Annotated in this window: 24 protein-coding genes; 9 read left to right on the top strand and 15 right to left on the bottom strand. The window is 58.4% G+C overall.

Annotated elements, in window-relative coordinates; translation table 11 throughout:
- Positions 1–23: 23 nt before the first annotated feature.
- From lpxM to znuA, 3 genes are all read right to left on the bottom strand, one after another.
- Positions 24–998: a lauroyl-Kdo(2)-lipid IV(A) myristoyltransferase gene (gene lpxM / locus LPQ25_RS09595; protein WP_015874947.1), complete on the bottom strand. Its 975-nt coding sequence runs from the start codon at positions 996–998 to the stop codon at positions 24–26.
- 117 nt (positions 999–1115) lie between these two features.
- Entirely contained in the window at positions 1116–2435 is a 1320-nt protein-coding gene (gene mepM, locus LPQ25_RS09590; RefSeq protein ID WP_002911444.1) for a murein DD-endopeptidase MepM, read from the bottom strand.
- Between the two features lie 15 nt (positions 2436–2450).
- Positions 2451–3395: a zinc ABC transporter substrate-binding protein ZnuA gene (gene znuA, locus LPQ25_RS09585; RefSeq protein ID WP_004180437.1), complete on the bottom strand. Its 945-nt coding sequence runs from the start codon at positions 3393–3395 to the stop codon at positions 2451–2453.
- 111 nt (positions 3396–3506) lie between these two features.
- Between znuA and znuC the strand changes: the two genes are divergently transcribed.
- Together znuC and znuB are read left to right on the top strand one after the other, a co-directional pair.
- Positions 3507–4226, top strand: coding sequence for a zinc ABC transporter ATP-binding protein ZnuC (znuC, locus tag LPQ25_RS09580; protein ID WP_004197828.1), 720 nt, complete (start codon positions 3507–3509; stop codon positions 4224–4226).
- Positions 4226–5011 (top strand): zinc ABC transporter permease subunit ZnuB, encoded by a 786-nt coding sequence (gene znuB / locus LPQ25_RS09575; RefSeq protein ID WP_004899157.1) that lies wholly within the window; start codon positions 4226–4228, stop codon positions 5009–5011. The genes znuC and znuB overlap by 1 nt, the downstream gene beginning before the upstream one ends.
- Positions 5012–5074: 63 nt before the next feature.
- Here the strand turns inward: znuB and ruvB are convergent, their stop codons facing one another.
- The 6 genes from ruvB to aspS all read right to left on the bottom strand — a co-directional run bounded on the left by ruvB (position 5075) and on the right by aspS (position 10341).
- On the bottom strand, positions 5075–6085 hold the full coding sequence (gene ruvB / locus LPQ25_RS09570; RefSeq protein WP_004148860.1) for a Holliday junction branch migration DNA helicase RuvB: 1011 nt from the start codon (positions 6083–6085) through the stop codon (positions 5075–5077).
- Between the two features lie 8 nt (positions 6086–6093).
- Positions 6094–6705 (bottom strand): Holliday junction branch migration protein RuvA, encoded by a 612-nt coding sequence (ruvA, locus tag LPQ25_RS09565; protein ID WP_002911454.1) that lies wholly within the window; start codon positions 6703–6705, stop codon positions 6094–6096.
- Between the two features lie 79 nt (positions 6706–6784).
- The gene (gene ruvC / locus LPQ25_RS09560; protein WP_002911456.1) at positions 6785–7306 is read right to left on the bottom strand and encodes a crossover junction endodeoxyribonuclease RuvC; all 522 of its coding nucleotides are present in this window, start codon (positions 7304–7306) and stop codon (positions 6785–6787) included.
- Between the two features lie 34 nt (positions 7307–7340).
- Positions 7341–8081, bottom strand: coding sequence for a YebC/PmpR family DNA-binding transcriptional regulator (locus LPQ25_RS09555; RefSeq protein ID WP_002911459.1), 741 nt, complete (start codon positions 8079–8081; stop codon positions 7341–7343).
- 27 nt (positions 8082–8108) lie between these two features.
- A complete protein-coding gene (nudB, locus tag LPQ25_RS09550) occupies positions 8109–8552 on the bottom strand; it encodes a dihydroneopterin triphosphate diphosphatase (protein ID WP_002911477.1) in 444 nt (147 codons plus the stop codon).
- 1 nt (position 8553) lies between these two features.
- Positions 8554–10341 carry an aspartate--tRNA ligase gene (aspS, locus tag LPQ25_RS09545; RefSeq protein ID WP_002911479.1) on the bottom strand — a complete coding sequence of 596 codons (1788 nt, stop codon included), beginning with the start codon at positions 10339–10341 and terminating at the stop codon, positions 8554–8556.
- 267 nt (positions 10342–10608) lie between these two features.
- Here aspS and LPQ25_RS09540 point away from each other — a divergent pair, with 267 nt between their 5' ends.
- Genes LPQ25_RS09540 through cmoB form a run of 5 tightly spaced genes read left to right on the top strand, consistent with a single transcriptional unit; the run spans position 10609 to position 14222 of the window.
- Complete coding sequence (locus LPQ25_RS09540) at positions 10609–11175, top strand: hydrolase (RefSeq protein WP_004145564.1); 567 nt, start codon at positions 10609–10611, stop codon at positions 11173–11175.
- Positions 11172–11990, top strand: coding sequence for a DUF72 domain-containing protein (locus LPQ25_RS09535; protein ID WP_002911483.1), 819 nt, complete (start codon positions 11172–11174; stop codon positions 11988–11990). The genes LPQ25_RS09540 and LPQ25_RS09535 overlap by 4 nt, the downstream gene beginning before the upstream one ends.
- A 52-nt stretch (positions 11991–12042) precedes the next feature.
- Entirely contained in the window at positions 12043–12438 is a 396-nt protein-coding gene (locus LPQ25_RS09530) for an MAPEG family protein (protein ID WP_002911484.1), read from the top strand.
- A 39-nt stretch (positions 12439–12477) separates the two neighbouring features.
- Positions 12478–13221, top strand: a complete 744-nt coding sequence (gene cmoA / locus LPQ25_RS09525; protein WP_002911486.1) for a carboxy-S-adenosyl-L-methionine synthase CmoA — start codon at positions 12478–12480, stop codon at positions 13219–13221.
- Positions 13218–14222: a tRNA 5-methoxyuridine(34)/uridine 5-oxyacetic acid(34) synthase CmoB gene (gene cmoB, locus LPQ25_RS09520; RefSeq protein WP_004151451.1), complete on the top strand. Its 1005-nt coding sequence runs from the start codon at positions 13218–13220 to the stop codon at positions 14220–14222. Before cmoA ends, cmoB begins: the two co-directional genes overlap by 4 nt.
- A gap of 81 nt (positions 14223–14303) precedes the next feature.
- Here the strand turns inward: cmoB and cutC are convergent, their stop codons facing one another.
- Positions 14304–15047 carry a copper homeostasis protein CutC gene (gene cutC, locus LPQ25_RS09515; protein ID WP_004891031.1) on the bottom strand — a complete coding sequence of 248 codons (744 nt, stop codon included), beginning with the start codon at positions 15045–15047 and terminating at the stop codon, positions 14304–14306.
- A 76-nt stretch (positions 15048–15123) separates the two neighbouring features.
- Complete coding sequence (locus tag LPQ25_RS09510; protein WP_004145569.1) at positions 15124–15693, bottom strand: VOC family protein; 570 nt, start codon at positions 15691–15693, stop codon at positions 15124–15126.
- Positions 15694–15928: 235 nt separating this feature from the next.
- On the opposite strand from LPQ25_RS09510, the gene argS reads away from it, so the two are divergent.
- Entirely contained in the window at positions 15929–17662 is a 1734-nt protein-coding gene (argS, locus tag LPQ25_RS09505; RefSeq protein ID WP_004151452.1) for an arginine--tRNA ligase, read from the top strand.
- Positions 17663–17723: 61 nt separating this feature from the next.
- On the opposite strand, the gene bglB is transcribed toward argS, so the two are convergent.
- Entirely contained in the window at positions 17724–18863 is a 1140-nt protein-coding gene (bglB, locus tag LPQ25_RS09500; protein WP_002911497.1) for a beta-galactosidase BglB, read from the bottom strand.
- 4 nt (positions 18864–18867) lie between these two features.
- Positions 18868–20451 carry an MFS transporter gene (locus tag LPQ25_RS09495; protein WP_014907330.1) on the bottom strand — a complete coding sequence of 528 codons (1584 nt, stop codon included), beginning with the start codon at positions 20449–20451 and terminating at the stop codon, positions 18868–18870.
- A gap of 352 nt (positions 20452–20803) precedes the next feature.
- Between LPQ25_RS09495 and uspC the strand changes: the two genes are divergently transcribed.
- Complete coding sequence (uspC, locus tag LPQ25_RS09490) at positions 20804–21232, top strand: universal stress protein UspC (protein ID WP_004175415.1); 429 nt, start codon at positions 20804–20806, stop codon at positions 21230–21232.
- A gap of 23 nt (positions 21233–21255) precedes the next feature.
- On the opposite strand, the gene otsA is transcribed toward uspC, so the two are convergent.
- The gene (gene otsA, locus LPQ25_RS09485; protein WP_234599512.1) at positions 21256–22680 is read right to left on the bottom strand and encodes an alpha,alpha-trehalose-phosphate synthase; all 1425 of its coding nucleotides are present in this window, start codon (positions 22678–22680) and stop codon (positions 21256–21258) included.
- Positions 22655–23443 (bottom strand): trehalose-phosphatase, encoded by a 789-nt coding sequence (gene otsB / locus LPQ25_RS09480; RefSeq protein WP_002911505.1) that lies wholly within the window; start codon positions 23441–23443, stop codon positions 22655–22657. The genes otsA and otsB overlap by 26 nt, the downstream gene beginning before the upstream one ends.
- Between the last annotated feature and the right edge of the window lie 72 nt (positions 23444–23515).

Raw genomic sequence — 23515 nt, 5'->3', positions numbered from 1 at the left:
AAGCCTCCTGACGGAGGCTTTTTTTATTTCTTTTTCGTGAACAGCTCTTTGCGTTTATAGGGCTCGATTTCACCCGGCTTGCGCGTTTTCAGCAGCTTCAGGATCCAGGTATACTGCTCGGTGTGCGGCTTAACAAACACTTCCACTTCTTCGTTCATCCGCCGGGCGATGGTCGTATCGTCAGCGTCCAGCAGATCGTCCATCGGCGGGCGCACCAGCACCGTCAGGCGGTGCGTCTTGCCATCGTAGACCGGGAACAGCGGTACGACGCGGGCGCGGCATACTTTCATTAAGCGGCCAATCGCCGGCAGCGTGGCCTTGTAGGTGGCAAAGAAATCCACAAACTCGCTGTGTTCGGCGCCGTGATCCTGATCGGGCAGATAGTAGCCCCAGTAGCCCTGGCGCACCGACTGAATAAACGGTTTGATCCCATCGTTGCGCGCGTGCATACGCCCGCCAAAACGACGACGCACGGTATTCCACACGTAATCGAACACCGGGTTACCCTGGTTATGGAACATCGCCGCCATCTTCTGCCCGCCGGAGGCCATTAGCATCGCCGGGATATCCACACCCCATGCATGCGGAACGAGAAAAATAACCTTCTCATTATTGCGCTGCATCTCGTCGATGATCGCTTTCCCCTGCCAGTCGACGCGGGCAAGGATTTTCTGCGGATCGCGCAGACCCAGCTCGGCCATCATCACCATCGCCTGCGGCGCCGAGGCATACATGGCGTCGATAATCGCTTCCCGCTCGTACTCGCTTTTTTCCGGGAAGCAGTACAGCAAATTAATCTGCGCCCGGCGGCGCGAGCTTTTCGCCAGACGCCCTACCAGACGACCGAGTTTGCCGAGGAGCGGATCGCGAAAGGATGGCGGCGTCAGCGCAATACCGGCGAAGGCAAAGACCCCCAGCCAGGCGCCCCAGTAGCGCGGCAGTAAAAAGGATTTTTCAAACTTAGGGATAAACTCAATATTATTTTTTTTCGTTTCCATGCCCAATCCGCAGATCGACTGCTTAATCAAGATAATGGGATAGTGTAGCGAGACGTCGGGTATCCTACAAAAGAAAAAGCCGGCGCCCTGGGGCACCGGCTTTCCACTGACCGGTGGTTAGTCAAACCGCAGCTGCGGAACGACCTCTTTGACCTGCGCCAGATAGTCGGTCCGGTCGGAACCGCTCAGCCCTTCGGTACGCGGCAGCTTAGCCGTCAGCGGGTTGACCGCCTGCTGGTTGATCCACACTTCGTAGTGCAGGTGTGGCCCGGTAGAGCGTCCGGTATTCCCCGACAGCGCAATGCGATCCCCGCGCTTCACTTTCTGCCCCGGCTTCACTAACAGCTTACGCAGGTGCATGTAGCGAGTGGTATAGGTGCGGCCGTGGCGGATCGCGACGTAATACCCGGCAGCGCCGCTGCGTTTGGCCACGACTACTTCACCATCGCCCACCGCCAGCACTGGCGTTCCCTGCGGCATCGCGAAATCGACGCCACGGTGCGGCGCGACGCGGCCAGTGACCGGGTTCAGACGACGCGGATTAAAGTTAGAGGAGACGCGGAACTGACGCGCCGTTGGGAAGCGCATAAAGCCCTTCGCCAGACCCGTCCCGTTGCGGTCGTAGAATTTGCCGTCTTCGGCGCGGATGGCATAGTAATCCTTACCGTCAGAGCGAAGACGCACGCCGAGTAACTGGCTTTGCTCACGTTTGCCGTCGAGCATTTCGCGCGACATCAATACCGAGAATTCGTCGCCTTTCTTCAGCTTACGGAAATCCATCTGCCACTGCATGGCCTTGATCACCGCGTTGATTTCCGTGCTGGTCAGCCCGGCATCACGCGCGCTGGAGACAAAGCTGGCGCCGACGGTGCCCTTCAGCACGCTGTTGACCCAATCGCCTTTCTGCAGCTCGCTGCTCATTTTAAAACCGTTATCCACACGGGTATAGGTGCGGGTCTCGCGGCGGGACATCTCCCAGGTCAAGCTCTGCAGATCGCCGTCGGCGGTCAGGGTCCAGGAGAGCTGCTGGCCAATCTTCAGGTTGCGCAGCTCTTTATCGGCGGAGGAAAGCTGGGCGATATCGCCCATATCGATACCGTACTGGTTCAGAATACTGCTGAGCGTATCGCCGGTCGACACCACATATTCGTGCCCGCCGGCATCGCTATCGGCTTTTTCGTCGAGCTCATCCTGAGGAATGGCTTCTTCTTCCTGCGGGGCCTGGTCGATCGGCTCGGAGGCTTCCGGCAGCAGGGAACGGATCTCGCTTTTTTCCAGTTCAATGGTTCTGACGATGGGGGCGGATTCCGGGTGGTAAATGTAGGGTCGCCAGACGGCGACCGCTAAGGTAAGAACGCTAAGCGACCCCAGCATGACGCGATGAGGTCGTGGCAAATTGTTGAATGCCTGAGTGACAGCGCGGGCTATCTGTTGCACGTATTCACTTCCTCGTTAATCTCCTTTCAGGCAGCTCGAATACTGATTCGCCAGTTGGGTGAGGAATTGCGGGTAACTCGTTTTACCCAGCGTAATTCCTGTCCCCAGTGGATCCAGGGTCCCCATGCGCACAGACGTGCCCCGGGCAACAGCTTCGATAACCGCTGGCCTGAACTGTGGCTCAGCAAAAACGCAAGTGGCTTTCTGCTCAACCAGTTGTGTTCTGATTTCGTGTAAACGCTGCGCACCGGGCTGTATTTCAGGGTTGACGGTAAAGTGCCCCAGCGAGGTCAAACCGTAGTGTTTTTCAAAGTAACCGTAGGCGTCATGAAAAACGAAATAGCCCTTCCCTTTCAGCGGTGCCAGCTCATTGCTCACCTGCTTGTCGGTCGCCGCCAGCGCGGTCTCGAACTGCTGCAGGTTGCTGTCGAGTTTGGCTCGACTCTGCGGCATAAGTTCCAATAATTTATCGTGGATTGCAACCGCCGAAAGCCGCGCTATCTCTGGGGATAACCACAGATGCATATTGTAAATACCGTGATGGTGATCGCCGTCACCTTTTTCTGCTGCGCCATGGTCATGACCATGGTGATCGTCATCGTCGTCCGCCCCGGTGATGAGCAGCGGTTTGACCCCATCCAGCTCGGCAATCGTCACCTTTTTATTCGCCGCAATGCTTTGCGTCGACTTATCCATAAAGGCTTCCATTTCCGGACCAATCCACACCACTAAGTCTGCGTTCTGTAAGCGTTTTACATCAGAAGGACGGAGGGAATAATCATGCTCGGAGGCGCCATCGGGCAGCAGCACCTGGGTCTCGGTCACCCCATCGGCGATGGCCGCCGCAATAAAGCCCAGCGGTTTCATAGAAGTCACCACGGCGGCGCTGGCCAGCGGTACCTGCGCGAACAAAAAAACAGCGCCAAGTCCAGCGCAAAGAAGCGTATTTTTATGTAACATAATGCGTCTAGTCATCGAAATAAGTGAGTGTGATGTGATATTATAACATTCACTAGCTTGTGCAACCCCTAAATTACTATGACAAACCTTGTAACGCTGGAAAATGTCTCGGTGGCCTTTGGCCAACGCCGCGTGTTGTCTGACATCTCGCTGGCTCTCACGCCAGGCAAAATCTTAACCCTGCTGGGCCCCAACGGCGCCGGCAAATCGACCCTTGTGCGGGTGGTTCTCGGGCTGGTAGCACCGACAGAGGGTGTTATCAAGCGTGACGCACGCCTGCGCATCGGCTATGTGCCGCAGAAACTGCATCTGGACGCCACGCTGCCGCTGACCGTTAGCCGCTTCCTGCGTTTGCGCCCGGGCACCCGTAAAGACGACATCCTGCCGGCGCTGAAGCGCGTGCAGGCGGGGCATCTGATCGATGCGCCGATGCAAAAGCTCTCCGGCGGCGAAACGCAGCGCGTACTGCTGGCCCGCGCCCTGCTCAACCGTCCGCAGCTGCTGGTGCTGGATGAACCGACCCAGGGTGTTGACGTCAACGGCCAGGTGGCGCTCTACGATCTTATCAACCAGCTGCGCCATGAACTGGACTGCGCGGTGCTAATGGTATCCCACGATCTGCATCTGGTGATGGCCAAAACCGACGAAGTTTTGTGCCTGAACCAGCATATCTGCTGCTCTGGCGCACCGGAGGTGGTCTCCATGCACCCGGAGTTTATCTCCATGTTCGGACCGCGCGGCGCGGAACAGCTGGGGATATACCGCCACCACCATAATCACCGCCACGACCTTCAGGGGCGAATTGTACTGCGTCGGGGAAACAGCCGCTAATGATTGAACTTCTGTTACCTGGCTGGCTTGCCGGGATGATGCTGGCCTGCGCCGCTGGTCCGCTGGGCTCCTTTGTGGTCTGGCGCCGCATGTCTTATTTCGGCGACACGCTGGCGCATGCGTCTCTGCTCGGCGTCGCTTTCGGTTTATTGCTTAACGTCAATCCGTTCTATGCGGTGATCGTCGTGACCCTGCTGCTGGCCGGCGGGCTGGTGTGGCTGGAAAAACGACCGCATCTGGCGATCGATACCCTGCTGGGCATCATGGCGCACAGCGCGCTGTCCCTGGGGCTGGTGGTGGTCAGTCTGATGTCTAACGTCCGCGTCGATCTGATGGCGTATCTGTTCGGCGATCTGCTGGCGGTTACGCCGCAGGACCTGATCGCCATTGCCATTGGCGTGGTGATTGTGATTGGCATTCTGCTCTGGCAGTGGCGGAATCTGCTGGCGATGACCATCAGTCCGGACCTGGCGTTTGTCGACGGCGTGAAGCTGCAGCGGGTCAAGCTGCTGTTGATGCTGGTCACCGCCCTGACTATCGGCGTGGCGATGAAGTTCGTCGGGGCGCTGATCATTACTTCCCTGCTGATTATCCCGGCCGCCACCGCCCGCCGTTTTGCCCGTACGCCGGAGCAGATGGCCGCCGTGGCGGTGGGCGTGGGCATGCTGGCCGTTACCGGCGGGTTAACCTTCTCGGCTTTCTATGATACCCCGGCCGGGCCGTCGGTGGTGCTCTGCGCCGCGGTGCTGTTTATTCTCAGCATGACGAAAAAAGCCGCCAGCTGAAAATGAAAAAGCCCGGTCACGCTGCTGACCGGGCTTCACCATGAACTGCTCAACCGCAACGCGCTACGGCATTTCCGGCGGCGTAATCCCGAAATGATTCCAGGCGCGCACCGTCGCCATTCTTCCCCGCGGCGTACGCTGCAGAAAGCCCTGCTGAATTAAGTAGGGCTCCAGTACATCTTCAATGGTTTCCCGCTCTTCGCCAATCGCGGCGGCGAGGTTATCCAGCCCCACCGGGCCGCCAAAGAACTTATCTATCACCGCCAGCAGCAGCTTACGGTCCATATAGTCGAACCCTTCCGCATCGACGTTAAGCATATCCAGCGCCTGGGCGGCAATATCGGCGGAGATGGTGCCGTCGTGGCGCACTTCCGCAAAGTCACGCACCCGGCGCAGCAGACGGTTGGCAATACGCGGCGTGCCGCGTGAACGGCGGGCTACTTCCAGCGCGCCCTCGTCGCTCATCTCCAGCCCCATATGGCGGGCGCTGCGGCTGACAATATGCTGCAGATCGGGGATCTGATAGAACTCCAGACGCTGCACGATGCCAAAGCGGTCGCGCAGCGGCGAGGTCAACGAACCGGCGCGGGTGGTGGCGCCGATCAGGGTAAACGGCGGCAGATCGATCTTGATGGAACGCGCCGCGGGACCTTCGCCAATCATTATATCCAGCTGGTAGTCTTCCATTGCCGGATAGAGCACCTCTTCCACCACCGGCGAGAGGCGATGGATCTCATCGATAAACAGTACATCGTGCGGTTCGAGGTTGGTGAGCATCGCGGCGAGGTCGCCCGCCTTCTCCAGCACCGGGCCGGAGGTGGTACGCAGATTCACCCCCATTTCATTGGCGACGATATTGGCCAGGGTGGTTTTCCCCAACCCTGGCGGGCCAAAAATCAGCAGGTGATCGAGGGCGTCGCCGCGCAGCTTCGCCGCCTGGATAAAGATCTCCATCTGCGAACGCACCTGCGGCTGGCCGACATACTCTGCCAGCAATTTTGGGCGGATGGCGCGGTCAGCGGCCTCTTCAAAGCCGCTGCTGTCTGCCGATACCAGCCGGTCTGCTTCAATCATCCCTTACCTCACAACGCAGCGCGCAGCGCTTCGCGAATTAGCGTTTCACTGTTGGCGTCCGGACGCGCGATCTTGCTGACCATCCGGCTGGCCTCCTGCGGTTTATAGCCCAGCGCGACCAGCGCGGCAACCGCTTCCTGCTCGGCATCGTCCGCCGTTGGGCCTGCCGGCGAGGTCAGCACCAGATCGGCCGCCGGGGTGAACAGGTCGCCGTGCAGCCCTTTGAAGCGGTCTTTCATCTCAACGATCAGACGTTCAGCGGTTTTTTTGCCAATCCCCGGCAGCTTCACCAGCGAGGCGACCTCTTCCCGTTCAACGGCGTTGACGAACTGCTGCGCCGACATGCCGGAGAGGATCGCCAGCGCCAGCTTGGGCCCCACGCCGTTGGTTTTAATCAGCTCTTTAAACAGGGTACGTTCCTGTTTGTTGTTAAACCCATACAGCAGCTGGGCATCTTCACGCACCACAAAGTGGGTGAAGACGATCGCCTCCTGCCCGGCCTCCGGCAGCTCATAGAAGCAGGTCATTGGCATATGCACTTCATAGCCGACGCCCGCCGTTTCCAGCAACACCAGCGGGGGTTGTTTTTCGAGAATGATGCCTCTGAGTCTGCCTATCACGTGGGGCTCCTGCGTTATGGTCTAAGTATCAGGCGGTATCATAAAAAAAGGCTGGATAGATATCCAGCCTGATTTGCGATTATCGTAAGCGCCCCCGCGCCAGATTGAGCCGGGTCTCGCTGATCTGAGCGGCATTCTGGCTGACATGGCAATGGGTGATGGCGATCGCCAGCGCATCCGCCGCATCCGCCTGCGGATTGGCGGGCAGCTTGAGCAAGGTGCGCACCATATGCTGGACCTGGCTCTTTTCGGCGCTGCCAATCCCGACCACGGTCTGCTTGACCTGACGGGCGGCGTATTCAAACACCGGCAGCGCCTGATTGGTCGCTGCGACGATCGCCACCCCGCGCGCCTGCCCGAGCTTTAACGCCGAGTCGGCATTCTTGGCCATAAAGACCTGCTCAATGGCGAAATAGTCGGGCTGGAACTGGGTGATGATCTCCGTCACCCCGGCGTAGATCAGCTTCAGCCGCGACGGCAGATCGTCCACTTTGGTGCGGATGCATCCGCTGCCCAGATAGCTCAGCTGCCGCCCAACCTGGCGGATCACGCCATAACCGGTAACGCGCGACCCCGGGTCAATGCCGAGAATAATAGCCATCACGCGCCTCCGGTTAACCGTGGATGCGGCTGCATCACAGGGTGGCTGCGACCTCGTCGGAGATCTCGCCGTTATGGTACACTTCCTGCACGTCGTCGCAGTCTTCGAGCATATCGATCAGACGCAGCAGCTTCGGCGCCGTCTCGGCATCCATATCCGCTTTGGTGGACGGAATCATTGAGACTTCGGCAGCGTCGGCTTTCAGGCCGGCGGCTTCCAGCGCGTCGCGCACGGCGCCCATCTCTTCCCAGGCGGTGTAGACGTCGATGGCGCCGTCGTCATAGGTCACCACGTCTTCTGCGCCTGCTTCCAGCGCCGCTTCCATGATAGTGTCTTCATCGCCTTTCTCGAAGGAGATAACGCCTTTCTTGCTGAACAGGTAGGAGACGGAACCGTCGGTGCCGAGGTTACCCCCGGTTTTGGTGAAGGCGTGACGCACTTCCGCAACGGTACGGTTACGGTTGTCGGACAGACATTCCACCATCACCGCGGTGCCGCCAGGGCCGTAACCTTCATAAATGATGGTTTCCATGTTCGCGTCTTCATCGCCGCCGACGCCGCGCGCGATGGCGCGGTTCAGGGTGTCGCGAGTCATGTTGTTAGACAGCGCTTTATCAACGGCCGCACGCAGACGCGGGTTGGAAGCCGGATCGCCACCGCCCAGACGCGCGGCGGTGACCAGCTCGCGAATGATTTTCGTAAAGATTTTACCGCGTTTGGCATCCTGTGCCGCTTTGCGGTGTTTGGTGTTGGCCCATTTACTATGACCTGCCATAAAAAACTCTCCAAAAAGCGCGCCCTTTCAGGCGGCGTTAATTACAAATTCTTCAATCGCCTGCCGGTTGCTCCACGACTTGGTCAGCGCAGCGGCTTCCGTCGCGCTGACCCAGCGATAGGCCAGATGTTCGGTGAAAGTAATCTCCCGCTCATGAGGCAGCGCAAGACAGAACCAGAATTCCGTATTGCGCTCTACACCCGGCGCATAGCGATGACGCAAATGAGAAAATATCTCGAACTCCACCGTGCGCTGACAGTCGATTAAGGTCAGTTGCTCGCAGGCAACGTCAATGGCGACCTCTTCCTTTACTTCACGCGCGGCGGCCTGCAGCGCGGTCTCTCCAGCTTCCAGGCTGCCGGTGACCGACTGCCAGAACGCGGGATCGTCGCGCCGCTGCAACATCAGCACCCGTTTCGTATCTTCGGCGTAAATGACCACCAGCACCGAAACGGGCAGCTTAAATGACATATTACTTGTTCTCCAGAGACGCTTTTGCCTCTTTCTCCACAACCTGAATACCCAGCTCACCGAGCGCCGCCGGATTGGCGAAGCTTGGCGCTTCGGTCATCAGGCAGGCGGCCGCGGTGGTTTTCGGGAAAGCGATAACGTCGCGGATGTTATCGGTACCGGTCAGCAGCATGGTCAGACGGTCAAGACCGAAGGCCAGACCTGCATGCGGCGGCGTACCGTACTTCAGCGCATCCAGCAGGAAGCCGAATTTCTCACGCTGTTCCTGTTCGTTAATGCCCAGAATACCAAATACGGTCTGCTGCATCTCGCCGCGGTGGATACGCACCGAACCGCCGCCGACTTCATAACCGTTAATAACCATATCGTAGGCGTTGGCTACAGCCTCTTCCGGGGCGGCTTTCAGCTCATCCGCGGTCATATCTTTCGGCGAGGTGAACGGATGGTGCATCGCCGTCAGGCCGCCTTCGCCGTCGTCTTCGAACATCGGGAAGTCGATCACCCACAGCGGCGCCCATTTGCTCTCGTCAGTCAGACTCAGGTCTTTACCCAGCTTCAGACGCAGCGCGCCCAGCGCGTCGGCCACTACTTTCTTGTTGTCGGCGCCGAAGAAGATCATGTCTCCATCCTGCGCGCCGGTGCGGTCAAGGATCGCTTCCACGATTTCAGCGGTCAGGAATTTGGCCACCGGGCTGTTGATCCCGTCCATGCCTTTGGCACGCTCGGTCACTTTAATATAGGCCAGCCCTTTCGCGCCGTAGATCTTTACAAAGTTGCCGTATTCGTCAATCAGCTTGCGGGTCAGAGAGGCCCCGCCCGGGACGCGCAGGGCCGCCACGCGCCCTTTCGGATCGTTGGCCGGGCCGGCAAAGACCGCGAATTCCACAGACTTCAGCAGGTCGGCGACGTCCACCAGCTCCATCGGGTTACGCAGATCCGGTTTATCGGAGCCATAGCGACGTTCGGCTTCGGCGAAGGTCATGATCGGGAACTCGCCCAGGTCGACGCCTTTCACTTCCAGCCACAGCTGACGCACCATCGCCTCCATGATCTCACGCACCTGCGGCGCGGTCATAAAGGAGGTTTCCACGTCGATCTGGGTGAATTCAGGCTGACGGTCGGCACGCAGGTCTTCATCGCGGAAGCATTTGACGATCTGATAGTAGCGGTCGAAGCCGGACATCATCAGCAGCTGTTTGAACAGCTGCGGCGACTGCGGCAGCGCGTAGAATTTGCCTTTGTGCACGCGGGAAGGCACGAGGTAATCGCGGGCGCCTTCCGGGGTGGCTTTAGTCAGCATCGGGGTTTCGATGTCGAGGAAGCCATGGTCGTCCATAAAGCGGCGCACAAAGCTGGTAATTTTCGCGCGGGTTTTCAGGCGCTGCGCCATCTCCGGACGACGCAGGTCGAGGTAGCGGTATTTCAGACGCGCTTCTTCGGTGTTGACGTGATTGGAGTCCAGCGGCAGCGATTCTGAGCGGTTAATGATCGTCAGATCGGAAGCCAGCACTTCGATAGCGCCGGTGGCCATGTCCGCGTTGATGTTTTTCTCTTCACGCGCGCGAACGGTGCCAGTGACCTGAATGCAGAACTCATTACGCAGTTCAGAGGCTAACTTCAACGCATCCGCACGATCCGGATCGAAAAACACCTGAACGATGCCTTCGCGGTCGCGCATATCGATAAAAATGAGGCTACCGAGATCGCGACGGCGGTTGACCCAACCACACAGAGTCACCTGCTGCCCAACGTGGGACTGTCGAAGCTGTCCGCAATATTCTGTACGCATGAGATATCCCTTAACTTAGCCGTCGGCGGATTGTCGTCTGCCCTGCAGGCGACGAGGTCGCAGCTTTAGCTGATGTCACAACTGAATGAAAAAAGGCGGCTATTATACTGGAAATTCTGTCGTTCGATAAGTCCGACGCACGATGTACGCTGCTTTGCTGCGCGCTTAACGTCCACACTCACATAAATTAACAAAATTTGTTACTCTTTTGCTGAAGCCGCAAAGGTATTGTAGCCGCCTGACAACAGATGAAGATACGGGGATACCATGTTAGAACTCAATGCAAAAAACACGGCGCTGGTGGTAATCGATCTGCAGGAAGGCATTCTGCCTTTCGCCGGCGGCCCGCATCGGGCTGACGAGGTGGTGGCGCGCGCCGCTCGCCTGGCAGACAAGTGCCGGCAACAGGGTTCGCCGGTCATCATGGTCCGCGTTGGCTGGTCGGCCGATTTCGCCGAAGCGCTGAAACAGCCTGTCGACGCTCAGGCCGGGGCGCATACGCTGCCCGAAAACTGGTGGACCTACCCGGCCACGCTGGGTAAGCAGGAGAGCGATATCGAAGTGACCAAACGCCAGTGGGGCGCGTTCTATGGCACCGACCTTGAGCTTCAGCTGCGCCGCCGCGGGATCGACACCATTATTCTCTGCGGCATCTCCACCAACATCGGCGTCGAATCCACCGCCCGCAATGCCTGGGAGCTGGGTTTTAACCTGGTCATCGCTGAAGATGCCTGCAGCGCCGCCTCCGCCGAACAGCATCAGGGCAGCATGACGCATATTTTCCCGCGCATCGGCCGGGTGCGCAGTACCGAGGAGATCCTCACGGCGCTATGATTTATATTGGGCTTCCCCAGTGGTCGCACCCGAAATGGGTGCGCCTTGGCATCACCAGCCTTGAAGAGTACGCCCGCCACTTTAACTGCGTGGAGGGCAACACCACCCTGTATGCGCTACCGAAGCCGGAGATTGTCGCCCGCTGGTATGAACAGACTCACGATGACTTCCGCTTCTGCTTCAAATTTCCGGCCACCATCTCGCACCAGGCCGCCCTGCGCCATTGCGACGAGTTAAGCAGTGAATTTTTTGCCCGCCTGGCGCCGCTGGCCTCGCGCATCGGCCAGTACTGGCTGCAGCTGCCAGCGACGTTCGGTCCTCGCGATCTCCCCGCGCTATGGCATTTTCTCGACGGACTGCCGAAGGATTTCACCTACGGCGTCGAAGTTCGTCATCCCGAGTTTTTCGCCAAAGGGGAAGCGGAACAGCAGCTCAACCGCGGGCTGCACGAGCGTAACGTCAACCGCGTGATCCTCGACAGCCGCCCGGTCCATAGCGCTGCGGCCACCAGTCCGGCGATGATCGATGCCCAACAAAAGAAACCGAAGGTGCCGGTACATGCGGTGATGACCGCCCGACAGCCAATGGTGCGGTTTATCGGCGGTGACGATATGGCCCATAACCGGGAACTGTTTCGCGTCTGGCTTCAGACCCTGGCGAAGTGGCATCAGTCGGGGACCCCGTGGTTGTTCCTGCATACCCCGGACATTGCTTTCGCCCCGGCGCTGGTGGATACCCTGTGGGGTGACCTGCGCGCTGCCCTGCCGGCGGCAGGAAATGCGCCGTCGATTCCGCAGCAATCTTCTCTTTTCTGATATCCTGCTATCATATCCGGAGCCATCTGCCAGAGTTAAAGGGAGTTTTCGTATGGTCAGCGCGCTGTATGCCGTTTTAGGTGCGTTATTGTTAGTGAAGTTCTCATTTGACGTGGTGCGTCTGCGCACCCAATACCATGTAGGCTACGGTGACGGCGGCTTTAGCGAGCTGCAGGTTGCCATCCGCGTTCACGGCAATGCCGTCGAATATGTGCCGATTGGCCTCATTTTGCTGTTATTTATGGAGATGAACGGCGCTCAGACCTGGATGGTGCACGTTTGCGGGATTTTATTGATTGTCGGGCGACTGATGCACTCCTGGGGCTTTCATCACCGCGTCTACTACTGGCGCCGCTCCGGCATGAGCGCCACCTGGTGCGCGTTGTTGCTAATGGTGCTGGCCAATCTTTGGTATATGCCCTGGGAGTTGGTTTTCTCCCTCCGTTAGCGCACAATACGCCGTTTTCGTTTTTTCGGGTTTAACGTTATGTCTCACCGCGATACGCTTTTTTCCGCGCCGATTGCCAGCCTCGGCGACTGGACCTTTGATGAACGGGTTGCTGAAGTCTTCCCCGATATGATCCAGCGTTCTGTGCCCGGCTACTCCAATATCATCTCGATGATCGGCATGCTGGCCGAGCGCTTCGTTCAGCCCAACACTCAGGTTTACGATCTTGGCTGTTCGCTGGGCGCCGCCACCCTCTCCGTGCGCCGCAATATTAGCCATCCGGGCTGTCGCATTATCGCCATCGATAACTCGCCCGCGATGGTGGAGCGCTGCCGTCGCCATATTGACGCTTATAAAGCGCCGACGCCGGTCGAAGTGATTGAAGGGGATATCCGCGACGTGACCATTGAAAACGCCTCGCTGGTGATCCTGAACTTTACTATTCAGTTCCTTGAGCCGGGCGATCGCCAGGCGATCCTCAATAAAGTCTATCAGGGGCTGAATCCGGGCGGCGCGCTGGTGCTCTCGGAAAAATTCAGCTTCGAAGACGCCCACGTTGGCGAACTGTTGTTCAATATGCATCATGACTTTAAGCGCGCCAACGGCTACAGCGAACTGGAGATCAGCCAGAAACGCAGCATGCTGGAAAATGTGATGCTGACGGACTCTGTCGAAACCCATAAAGCCCGCCTGCGTCAGGCTGGGTTTGAACATGCCGAACTGTGGTTCCAGTGCTTTAACTTTGGCTCGCTGGTGGCCGTGAAAGCCGGGGAGCAGGCATGATCGACTTCAGTAACTTCTATCAGCTGATCGCCAAAAGCCCGCTGTCTCACTGGCTGGAGACGCTGCCTGCCCAGGTAGCCGCCTGGCAGCGCGATGCCCTGCACGGCAAGTTTCGTGAATGGGAGCGCGCCGTAGAATTTCTGCCGGAGCTAACGCCCTGGCGTCTGGATCTTCTGCACAGCGTCACCGCCGAGAGCGAAACGCCGCTCAGCGAAGGCCATCAGCGGCGGATCGAAAATCTGCTTAAAAACCTGATGCCGTGGCGCAAAGGCCCTTATTCGCTGTACGGCATCAATATCGATACCGAATGGCGATCCGACTGGAAATGGGAGCGCGTTCTGCCGCACCTGTCCGATCTCACTGGCCGGACTATCCTCGACGTGGGCTGCGGCAGCGGCTATCACATGTGGCGGATGATCGGCGCCGGCGCACATCTGGCGGTCGGTATCGATCCCACCCAGCTGTTCCTGTGCCAGTTTGAAGCGGTGCGTAAGCTGCTCGGTAACGACCAGCGGGCGCATTTGCTGCCGCTGGGCATTGAGCAGCTGCCGGCGCTGGAGGCCTTCGACACCGTGTTCTCGATGGGCGTGCTCTACCACCGCCGCTCGCCGCTGGACCATCTGTGGCAGCTGAAAGATCAGCTGGCGCCAGGGGGCGAGCTGGTGCTGGAGACGCTGGTGGTTGAAGGAGATGAAAATACGGTGCTGGTTCCGGGCGACCGCTATGCGCAAATGCGCAACGTCTATTTTATCCCCTCGGCGGCTGCCCTGAAAATGTGGCTGGAGAAGTGCGGGTTTATTGACGTGCGCATCGTCGACGCCTGCGTCACCTCGACAGAGGAGCAGCGACGCACCGAATGGATGACGACCGAATCGCTGGCCGATTTCCTCGACCCACAGGATCAGCGCAAAACGGTGGAAGGCTATCCGGCGCCATTACGAGCTGTGATCATTGCCACCAAACCGGAAACCCAGCAGTCGCTGGCGAAAAAAGCGAGATAAAAAAAGGCCCCTGTTTAATGGGCAGGGGCCTGGTACGGGCAATCATCATATTGGGCGACATGATGTGCAGCAAAAAACCGTTTAACTTCTCCTGGCGGAGATAATCCTTTTCATCTCCGCCACCGCTGCGCCATTCACGGCGTAGCGTCTGTATTCATCGGCATCGGGATCGGCTGACATCGAAACGCCCGGATGACGAAAGCGCATTTCCGACGGCAACCAGTGGCCAGCCGAGCTATGGACCTCTTTCACCCCCGCCTGCAGAAACAGCGGCAGGTTCGCGGCGCGGACTCCCGCACCGGCCATAATGATTGGAGTATCCCCTGCGGCAATAAGTTCCGTAATTAATGAAATACCTTTCTCCGCCGAGGATTGCTGACCGGAAGTCAGGATACGTTTGACCCCCAGCTCACCCAGCGTTTTCCAGGCCTGACGCGGGTCAGCGCACAGATCGAACGCCCGATGAAAGGTCACCGCCAGCGGCCCCGCCGCGGCCATTATTTTTTTCATCCGCGGGATATCGACCTGGCCATCAGCATCCAGCACGCCGGTCACCAGCCCGGGGAAGCCCAGATCCCGCACCATGCGAATATCGTTAAGCATCGCGGCGAACTCTTCCTCGGTGTAGCAGAAATCGCCGCCGCGCGGGCGAACGATCGGATGCACCGGGAGAGTAATCGCCTCGCGGGCCGAGACCAGCACCCCATAAGAGGGGGTTAATCCCCCTTCCTGCGGCGCGGCGCAGAGCTCAATACGATCGGCGCCGCAGCGCTCAGCCTCCCGGGCGCACGCCATGCTGTAGCAACACACTTCCAGTACCGCCATTCCTCTCTCCCTGATCCAGACAACCTTTGCAGCATGTCACGATTTCACGCGGCAGACGCCGCGCGGCTTCACACTGTTACGTATCGGCTTGCTCGCTGGCGACGATTTGTTCAATAGACCACGGATGAAATTTGACCGTCACGCTGCCGTCAGTCACCGCCAGGGTAGGATTCGGCAGGCGCTCATGCTCCCCTTTCGGCGAGCTGGTTTTGACCACGATCCCCGGCTGGCTGAGTCCGTCATCGGCCAGCAGCGCCAGCGCGCGGGCATTTAAGGTTGCCGGATCGCCGGGCAGGACGATTTCGATATGCTCCCAGCCTTCATGGGGATAACGCTTTTCACCCGGCCACGGCAGCTCAACGATATGGAAGCGCCAGTGCGCCACGCAGACCGGCTCCGCCAGTTTGAACAGGCAAATGGGCCGGCCGTTGATCATATTCTCCGACAGCAGGGTGCCGCACTGCTCCAGACCGCGGCGCCAGCGTTCCGCAGTGGTATTCTGATGACAGCGCAGGGAGATATGGTCGGCGTCGAGCCCGGCGATCTCCAGTCCCAGTCGCGCAGTGAAGCGCTCAAGCGCATCGGAAAATCGCGGGAGATCCGCCGTAATATCGGCCAGTTGTTCATTTTGCTGCCAGTTTGCCATGGGTTTGCTCGTCAATAATGCTCGTCAGTAATGAAAAGGTAATTTACCGTGTTTCGGCCTGCGGACCAACCACCGCCCCGCTGATGGGCAACTGACCGGCGATGGATTGCGCACGCCGGCGCGCCGCGCGCAATGCTGACGGACGGGGACAAATGCAGTATACTCCCGCCCTAATTTGTCCACATTATGGCGCCGCCTCCCTCGGGGGCAGGCGCATTACACGTAAGGTATTCCGGTGAATATTCAGGCTCTTCTCTCAGAAAAAGTCAGCCAGGCCCTGATCGCGGCAGGCGCGCCTGCCGATTGCGAACCCCAGGTCCGCCAGTCAGCAAAAGTTCAGTTCGGCGACTATCAGGCCAACGGCGTGATGGCTGTCGCCAAAAAGCTGGGTATGGCGCCGCGACAACTTGCAGAGCAGGTACTGTCTCATCTTGACCTCAACGGCATTGCCAACAAGGTTGAAATCGCCGGGCCGGGCTTTATCAATATTTTCCTCGACCCCGCGTTTCTGGCGGACAACGTCAACCGCGCGCTGCAGTCTGAGCGCCTGGGCGTCACGAAACCGCAGGCGCAGACTATCGTCGTCGACTACTCGGCACCCAACGTAGCGAAAGAGATGCACGTCGGCCATCTGCGTTCGACCATCATTGGCGATGCTTCAGTCCGTACCCTGGAGTTCCTGGGTCATAAGGTGATCCGCGCCAACCACGTCGGCGACTGGGGCACCCAGTTCGGGATGCTGATCGCGTATCTGGAAAAACAGCAGCAGGAAAACGCCGGCGAAATGGCCCTGGCCGACCTCGAAGGTTTCTATCGCGAAGCGAAAAAGCACTATGACGAAGACGAAGCCTTCGCCGAGCGCGCGCGCAGCTACGTGGTTAAGCTGCAGGGTGGTGATGAGTACTTCCTGCAGATGTGGCGTAAGCTGGTCGACATCACCATGTCGCAGAACCAGATCACCTACGATCGCCTGAACGTCACCCTGACCCGCGATGACGTGATGGGTGAGAGCCTGTACAACCCGATGCTGCCGGGGATCGTCGCCGATCTGAAAGCCAAAGGGCTGGCGGTTGAGAGCGAAGGCGCTACCGTGGTCTTCCTTGATGAGTACAAAAACAAGGAAGGCGAACCGATGGGCGTCATCATCCAGAAAAAGGATGGCGGCTACCTCTATACCACCACCGATATCGCCTGTGCGAAGTATCGCTATGAAACGCTGCACGCCGACCGCGTGCTCTACTACATCGACTCTCGTCAGCACCAGCACCTGATGCAGGCGTGGACCATCGTGCGCAAGGCAGGCTACGTGCCGGACTCCGTGCCGCTGGAGCACCATATGTTCGGTATGATGCTTGGGAAAGACGGCAAGCCGTTTAAAACCCGCGCCGGCGGTACCGTGAAGCTGGCGGATCTGCTGGACGAAGCGCTGGAGCGCGCCCGTCGCCTGGTGGCCGAGAAGAACCCGGATATGTCGGCTGACGAGCTGGAAAATCTGGCGAAAGTGGTGGGTATCGGCGCGGTTAAATATGCCGACCTGTCGAAAAACCGCACCACCGACTACGTCTTCGACTGGGATAATATGCTGGCGTTCGAAGGCAACACCGCGCCGTATATGCAGTATGCCTATACCCGCGTGCTCTCCGTGTTCCGCAAAGCCGGCATCGACGAAAACGCGATGATCGACGCGCCGGTGGTCATCGCCGAAGATCGCGAAGCTCAGCTGGCCGCGCGCCTGCTGCAGTTTGAAGAGACCCTCTCCGTGGTCGCTCGCGAAGGGACGCCGCACGTGATGTGCGCCTACCTCTACGATCTGGCGGGCCTGTTCTCCGGCTTCTACGAGCACTGCCCGATCCTCAGCGCGGAAAGCGAAGAGACCCGTAACAGCCGTCTGAAGCTGGCGCTGCTCACGGCGAAAACCCTCAAGCTGGGTCTTGATACCCTCGGTATCGAAACCGTCGAGCGTATGTAACAAGCAACCCGGCGAAAGCCGGGTTAGTTTTATTCGGCGCCTCGCCAGCGGGGCGCCCTGCTCAGAAGTACTTGCGTAGATACTCCGTCAGACAAAGGATCGCCATCGCCTGACCGTAGGGCATCGAGGTAAGCGGGATCTGGCGATAAAAATCGAGGTCTGACCCCATCCCGGTGCCAAATGAGGTCTGCAGCAGCTCCCCCTGCGGCGAAATATTCTGCACAATTCCGCGAATCGCTTTTTCAGCCACCCCGGCGTAGTGCTGCCCGACATAACGCTTGCGCACCGCTTTGAGAATGCCGTAGGCAAAGCCGGCGGTCGCCGAGGCCTCAAGATAAGAGTGCGGGTCGTCCAGCAAGGTATGCCACAGGCCGCTGTCGTCCTGGCATTCTGCTAAGGCGGCAATCTGTGCGTCGAGGACTGTAATCAGATAGCGCCGTACCGCGTTCCCCTCGGGGAGATCCACCAGTTCCAGAAAATCCGGGATCACCATGGTGAGCCAGCTGTTGCCCCGCGCCCAACGCGCCCGGGCAAAGTTATGCCGCCCCTCATAGTTCCAGCCGTGAAACCACAGCCCGGTCTCCCGGTCCATCAGGTTCTGCACATGGAGCAGGAACTGGTAGGTTGCCTCCTCCACATACTGCGGGCGGTTAAGCAGCTTGCCAATTTTGGCTAACGGCAACACGGTCATCATCAGCGTGTCATCCCACATTTGCTGATGGTTCTCCTCCGCCAGAGTCATGTGCTGCATACCGCCCTGCTCGGTGCGCGGCATCTCGTGCATCGCCCACTCCGCCCAGCTCTCCAGCCACGGCAGATACGCCATACGGCCGGTCTCTTCAAAGCGGTAAGCCAGGGTCAGAAACGGGGCCATAGTATTGACGTTTTTGGTCGTTGCCCCCTCGGCGAAGCGGTCGGCAAACCAGCGATCGATGATATCACGCATCTCGATATCGCCGGTTTGCTGGTAATACTGATAGATGCCGTACAGCCCAACGCCGTGGGTCCACTCCCAGCCGGCCCAGCCTTTGGTATCGATCACGCGCCCGTCATCCAGGCGTAGTAAAAATTGCCCGCTCTCATCCTTAATATTCACCAGGTTTTGCGTCACGTTGCGGATCAGCGCCTGCAGTTCGCTGCGGGCGATAAAACGCTCAGGCTGACGCAGTAATGGGCTATGTTTGACCGGCCAAACTTTCATGTTGTTAACCTCGGGTATATGTCGAATTCAAAGCGCCGCCCTTAATGAGCGCCGGGGCAGCAGGTTTATGACGATTCAGATAGCCAATATTGTTATTGCCCCACAGACAGTCGTAAGGCATCCCCGCCAGCAGCTCGACCACCGCACGGTGTTCCGCACTGGTCTGTTCCGACTGAGCGTAGCCGAGCTCGCGCATTCTGAGGGTCTCGCTGCGCAGGACGCTGTGGGTGTGCAGGTTGAGCTTGAAGCGCAGCGAGACGAGGAAGCCGCAGGCTAACACCACCAGAGTGCCGACGCTGAGGATCAGCAGAATGGTATGGCTGACCCCTTCAGGCTGTATTTTTTGCCCGGAAACAAACCCCGACAACTGCATAATGATCCCCACCAGCATCACCGTCCCCGCCTGCGAGGCTTTGCGGGTCAGGGTCATGATGCCGGCAAAAATCCCCTCCCGGCGCTGGCCGGTGATCGCTTCGTCGACGTCGGCAATATAGGTGTAGGTATTCCACGGTACGTAATTTATCCCGCCGCGTCCCAGTCCGGCGACAGCAGAGATGAGCAGCAATAAGGAATAGACGTCGCTCAGTCCGGCGTAATAGAGCAGCGCGTAGGAGAGTGAGCTCAGGCCAAACAGGACCACCACCATGCGGTACGACGGCGCGGGGCCAAAACGAATGCACAGCGGGATCATGGCGATTACTGCAATAAACTGGAAGATGGCCATCGTCCCCAGCAGGTTCGAGGCGACGGCGGCTTCCTGCATCAGAACAAAGACCACGTAATAGGTAAACACGGCATTGAAGACGTCCTGGGCGATATAGCCCCCCAGATACATGCCGAGGTGCTGGCGGAAAATTTTTATCCGCAGCGTAGAACTCAGCTCAATCACCAGGCGATTGAGGCTCTGAGCAAGGGTTAAGTTTTGTTTTTCCGCTTCCGCCCGCAGGGCCGCTTCCGACCACGCCTCCCGCGGTCGTTCCCAGGTGAAACACCAGACCAGAGTCAGCATCACCGCGCACAGCACCGAGAACACCAGACTGGCATAGAAGAACGAGCTGGCATTATCTTTGCCGAGCCAGGAGAGAAGGATCCCCGGCAGGAAGGAGGCTAAAATCGCCGACATCTGCGCCATCGAAATGCGCGCGCCGGAGAATTTGGTTTTCTGTTTAAAGTCATCGGTCATCTCCGGCACCAGCGTCTCATAGGGCACCAGAATCATGGTATAGACCATATCAAACAGCAGATAGGTCGCCAGGTAGTACCAGAAGCCCATCTCGCCGACCCACATCGCTGAATAGCTGAATACGCAGGGGATGCCGAGCAGAATAAAGAATTTTCTGCGGCCGAAGCGCTTACCAAGCCAGGTGGTGCCAAAGTTATCGGTGAGAAAGCCCATCAGCGGGCTTACCACCGCGTCCAGCACGCGGGCGGCAGCAAAAATAAGCGTGGCCTCAATCGGGGTCAGTCCGCAAAAGGTCGTGTAAAAGTAGAGCAGCCATGCGGCGGTTAGCGCCGTCGTGCCGGCGCCGAGAAAATCGCCCGCGCCGTAGGCCAGATAGTTAGCCAGTCCAATTTTTCGTGTTTTCATCGCCGTGATCCTGTGTCTTTTTTTAAAAGAACGCCGACAATCGTTCCGGATTTGCCACCGGAAGGGAGTGGGTACCTGGCTACACTAAAAGCTGTGAAAGGAGGTTACCTTTGTACTTTTGCCACGGAACAGTCGCCGGTGGCAAAATGACAAAGAGATGACGTCGCCACTTCACTCATTTATAAAACAGCATTTCTTTTTAATCAAAAGGCAGGTTCATTGATGTGATCTGGCTGGAAGGTCGCCGACTGACGAACAGGCTCGCAAATCCCGGGATCGGCCCTTGCGCAGTCGAGGAAACAGGAGTAAAGAATGGAAGAAAGGGTTATTCCGCGTATCTCAAGGAGGCCAGATGCCTTATACCCATCTGCTGGTTGCCGTCGCGCCAACGCCGGAGAGTCAGGTGTTAATTAAAAAAGCGGTGTCGATAGCCCGCCCCGTTAACGCGAAAGTGAGCTTAATCACTCTCGCTACGGATCCGGAGCTGTATAACCAGTTCGCCGCACCGATGATGGAGAATCTGCGCGAAGTGATGCAGGAAGAGACGCGGGAGTTTCTCAATGAGCTGGCTCGCCACGCGGACTACCCAATAGAAAGAATGACCATCGCCTGCGGCGAGCTAGGCCATCATATTAAGGACTTCTGCCGGTCACACCGTGTTGATCTGGTGATCTGCGGCAATCACAACCATTCCCTCTTCTCACGCGCCACCTGCTCGGCGAAAAATATCGTCGGCAGCTGCGGCGTTGATGTCCTGTTGGTTTCCCTTGAAAAGGGCTAACGCCGGTTAGCCCTTTTCCTGAACTAGGCCAGTTTAGGGAAGGTGGCTATCTTCCCCCGCAGACGGCTCTCCTCGCTGCGCGGTGAAATATGCTGCAGATCCTCGACAAAGCGCGCCTGCCAGTTATGAATATCATTTTCTCTGATCACGTCCAGCATCGCTGAATGACGGGCGATACGTTCCGCCAGCGGCATGCTGAGCGCGCGATCCAGCGCGGCGGCAACCTCGTCGCGATCGTAAGGATTGACGATCAGGGCGCTGGTCAGCTCCTGCGCCGCCCCGGCAAACTGCGACAGGACCAGTACGCCAGGGTTATCCGGATCCTGCGCCGCGACGTACTCCTTCGCCACCAGATTCATACCATCGCGTAGCGGCGTCACCAGCCCGACGTCAGAGTAGCGGAAGACCTTCATCAGCAGCTTACGATCAAAATGCTGATTCAGATAGTAGAGCGGTGTCCAGCCAAGCTGACCAAACTGTCCGTTGATGCGTCCGGCTGCGGTTTCCAGCTGGTGGCGGATATCCTGATAGGCCTGCACATCGCCGCGGGAGGTCGGCGCGATCTGGGTATAACGGATTTTGCCGTGGTGCTGAGGGTACTTCTCGAGCAGCGTCTCGTAGGCGAGGAATCGCTCCGGCAACCCTTTCGAATAGTCAAGACGCTCCACGGAGAAGATATTCTTCACATTTTTCAGCTCGTTCTTCAGCTGGGCCAGCTTCGGCGGCAGCGGACCTTTAGCGTTGCGCGTAATTTCGTCCGGATCGATCCCTATCGGATAAACCTCGGTACTGAACGCCTTACCCCATGCCTGATAGCGTTTATCGCCGAGGTCGGATAGGCGAATCTGCATAGCAATGCTGTCGAGAAAAGCGGTTCTGTCGCTTTCGGTCTGGAAGCCCAGCAGATCGTAATCGCACAGTTGCTCCAGCAGCTCAGCGTGCGGCGGCAGAGCGTTAAAAATCTCCGGCGTCGGGAACGGAATATGTAAGAAAAACCCGATGCGATTGTTCACTCCGCGCTTACGCAGCTCGCTGGCGAAGGGCAGAAGATGGTAATCATGGATCCACAGCGTATCGTCTGGCTCAATCAGCGGCAGAAGCTTGTCCGCCAGCATGGCGTTAACCCGCAGATATCCCTCCCAGGCTTCGCGCTGAAAGCTGACCAGATCAAGGCGATAGTGGAAAGCCGGCCACAGCACGGCGTTAGAGAACTGGTTGTAGTATTCATCATGGTCCCGTTCATTAAGGTTGAACGACGCCCAGGAAATATTCCCGCGGGAGACCTGCTTGAGCGGCTGCTGGTCATCGCCAATCTCGCCGCTCCAGCCAAACCACAGACCCCCCGCCGCTCTCAGTGCCCCCAGGATGCCGACGGCCAGACCGCCAGCGCTCGATTTTTTATCGTCCGGTAAGGCGATACGGTTAGAGACTACGACTAAACGACTCATGGTCATCCCTCCTTTCGGTTTGCGCGTCATACGCCAGATGTTGCAACCACGTCCTTACAGCGGCGGCATCCGCCAACCGCCAATGCGCCTGAGTTTCCCCGGCGCCAACTTTTACCGACATTCCCTGCAGTTGATTAACGACGCTGAATCCCGCCTCGTCGGTCAAATCATCGCCGACAAAAACCGGTTCGCGGCCGGCGAATGGTGCCTCCTGCATGAACGCGGTAATCGCCTCCCCTTTGTTGACGCCGCGGGGTTTAATCTCCACCACGCACTTGCCAAGCTGTAACGCCAGCAGCGGATAGCGCTGAACAATCCGCTGCGCCAGCTCCAGCACGGCGCTCTGCTGCTGCGGGGCCTGGCGATAGTGGAGCGCGAAAGCCATCTCTTTACTCTCCAGCTCACATCCCGGGAGCGCTTCCAGCGCCGACGTCAGCTCAGCCGCGATCTCATCGCGCAGCGCTGTCGGCAGAGAGACGATGTAGGTTTTACCATTGATATCACGGCGCTCGGCCCCGTGAACGCCGGCCAGCGGTAGCCGCCAGGGATGGGTTAGCGCGTCAAGTTCAGCCATTGAGCGCCCTGAAATCAATGCCACCGCGCCCCCCTGCTGCTGGGCCAGCGCATTGAGCGCCTGCAGCGTGCTGTCGGGTATCACCACCTGATCGGGGTGCGGCTGGATATCGGCAAGAGTACCGTCGAGGTCAAAGAAAAAAGCGTAGTTTCCGGTTAGCGCAGGCGGTACAGATATCTGGTTATCCACCCTGTTTCCTCCTTATCATGGCCAGCCGAAGCTGGTTGTTAATTATATGTGAGCCATGTAAGTATAGACAGT

Source organism: Klebsiella sp. KPN54798 (assembly GCF_021184225.1).
Lineage (GTDB): Bacteria > Pseudomonadota > Gammaproteobacteria > Enterobacterales > Enterobacteriaceae > Klebsiella > Klebsiella pneumoniae.
Note: the sequence above shows the minus strand (reverse complement) of the source record. Positions and strands in the feature narration are given on the sequence as shown.

What these genes read in the sequence shown, in the direction of transcription:
- cmoA (WP_002911486.1), top strand. Translation starts at nt 12,478, where the DNA reads ATGTCTCACCGCGATACGCTTTTTTCCGCGCCGATTGCCAGCCTCGGC.
- cutC (WP_004891031.1), bottom strand. Translation starts at nt 15,047, where the DNA reads ATGGCGGTACTGGAAGTGTGTTGCTACAGCATGGCGTGCGCCCGGGAG.
- LPQ25_RS09530 (WP_002911484.1), top strand. Translation starts at nt 12,043, where the DNA reads ATGGTCAGCGCGCTGTATGCCGTTTTAGGTGCGTTATTGTTAGTGAAG.
- LPQ25_RS09495 (WP_014907330.1), bottom strand. Translation starts at nt 20,451, where the DNA reads ATGAAAACACGAAAAATTGGACTGGCTAACTATCTGGCCTACGGCGCG.
- LPQ25_RS09540 (WP_004145564.1), top strand. Translation starts at nt 10,609, where the DNA reads ATGTTAGAACTCAATGCAAAAAACACGGCGCTGGTGGTAATCGATCTG.
- otsA (WP_234599512.1), bottom strand. Translation starts at nt 22,680, where the DNA reads ATGAGTCGTTTAGTCGTAGTCTCTAACCGTATCGCCTTACCGGACGAT.
- bglB (WP_002911497.1), bottom strand. Translation starts at nt 18,863, where the DNA reads ATGAAAGTTTGGCCGGTCAAACATAGCCCATTACTGCGTCAGCCTGAG.
- cmoB (WP_004151451.1), top strand. Translation starts at nt 13,218, where the DNA reads ATGATCGACTTCAGTAACTTCTATCAGCTGATCGCCAAAAGCCCGCTG.
- uspC (WP_004175415.1), top strand. Translation starts at nt 20,804, where the DNA reads ATGCCTTATACCCATCTGCTGGTTGCCGTCGCGCCAACGCCGGAGAGT.
- znuB (WP_004899157.1), top strand. Translation starts at nt 4,226, where the DNA reads ATGATTGAACTTCTGTTACCTGGCTGGCTTGCCGGGATGATGCTGGCC.
- ruvB (WP_004148860.1), bottom strand. Translation starts at nt 6,085, where the DNA reads ATGATTGAAGCAGACCGGCTGGTATCGGCAGACAGCAGCGGCTTTGAA.
- ruvC (WP_002911456.1), bottom strand. Translation starts at nt 7,306, where the DNA reads ATGGCTATTATTCTCGGCATTGACCCGGGGTCGCGCGTTACCGGTTAT.
- nudB (WP_002911477.1), bottom strand. Translation starts at nt 8,552, where the DNA reads ATGTCATTTAAGCTGCCCGTTTCGGTGCTGGTGGTCATTTACGCCGAA.
- lpxM (WP_015874947.1), bottom strand. Translation starts at nt 998, where the DNA reads ATGGAAACGAAAAAAAATAATATTGAGTTTATCCCTAAGTTTGAAAAA.
- LPQ25_RS09510 (WP_004145569.1), bottom strand. Translation starts at nt 15,693, where the DNA reads ATGGCAAACTGGCAGCAAAATGAACAACTGGCCGATATTACGGCGGAT.
- LPQ25_RS09535 (WP_002911483.1), top strand. Translation starts at nt 11,172, where the DNA reads ATGATTTATATTGGGCTTCCCCAGTGGTCGCACCCGAAATGGGTGCGC.
- znuA (WP_004180437.1), bottom strand. Translation starts at nt 3,395, where the DNA reads ATGTTACATAAAAATACGCTTCTTTGCGCTGGACTTGGCGCTGTTTTT.
- aspS (WP_002911479.1), bottom strand. Translation starts at nt 10,341, where the DNA reads ATGCGTACAGAATATTGCGGACAGCTTCGACAGTCCCACGTTGGGCAG.
- LPQ25_RS09555 (WP_002911459.1), bottom strand. Translation starts at nt 8,081, where the DNA reads ATGGCAGGTCATAGTAAATGGGCCAACACCAAACACCGCAAAGCGGCA.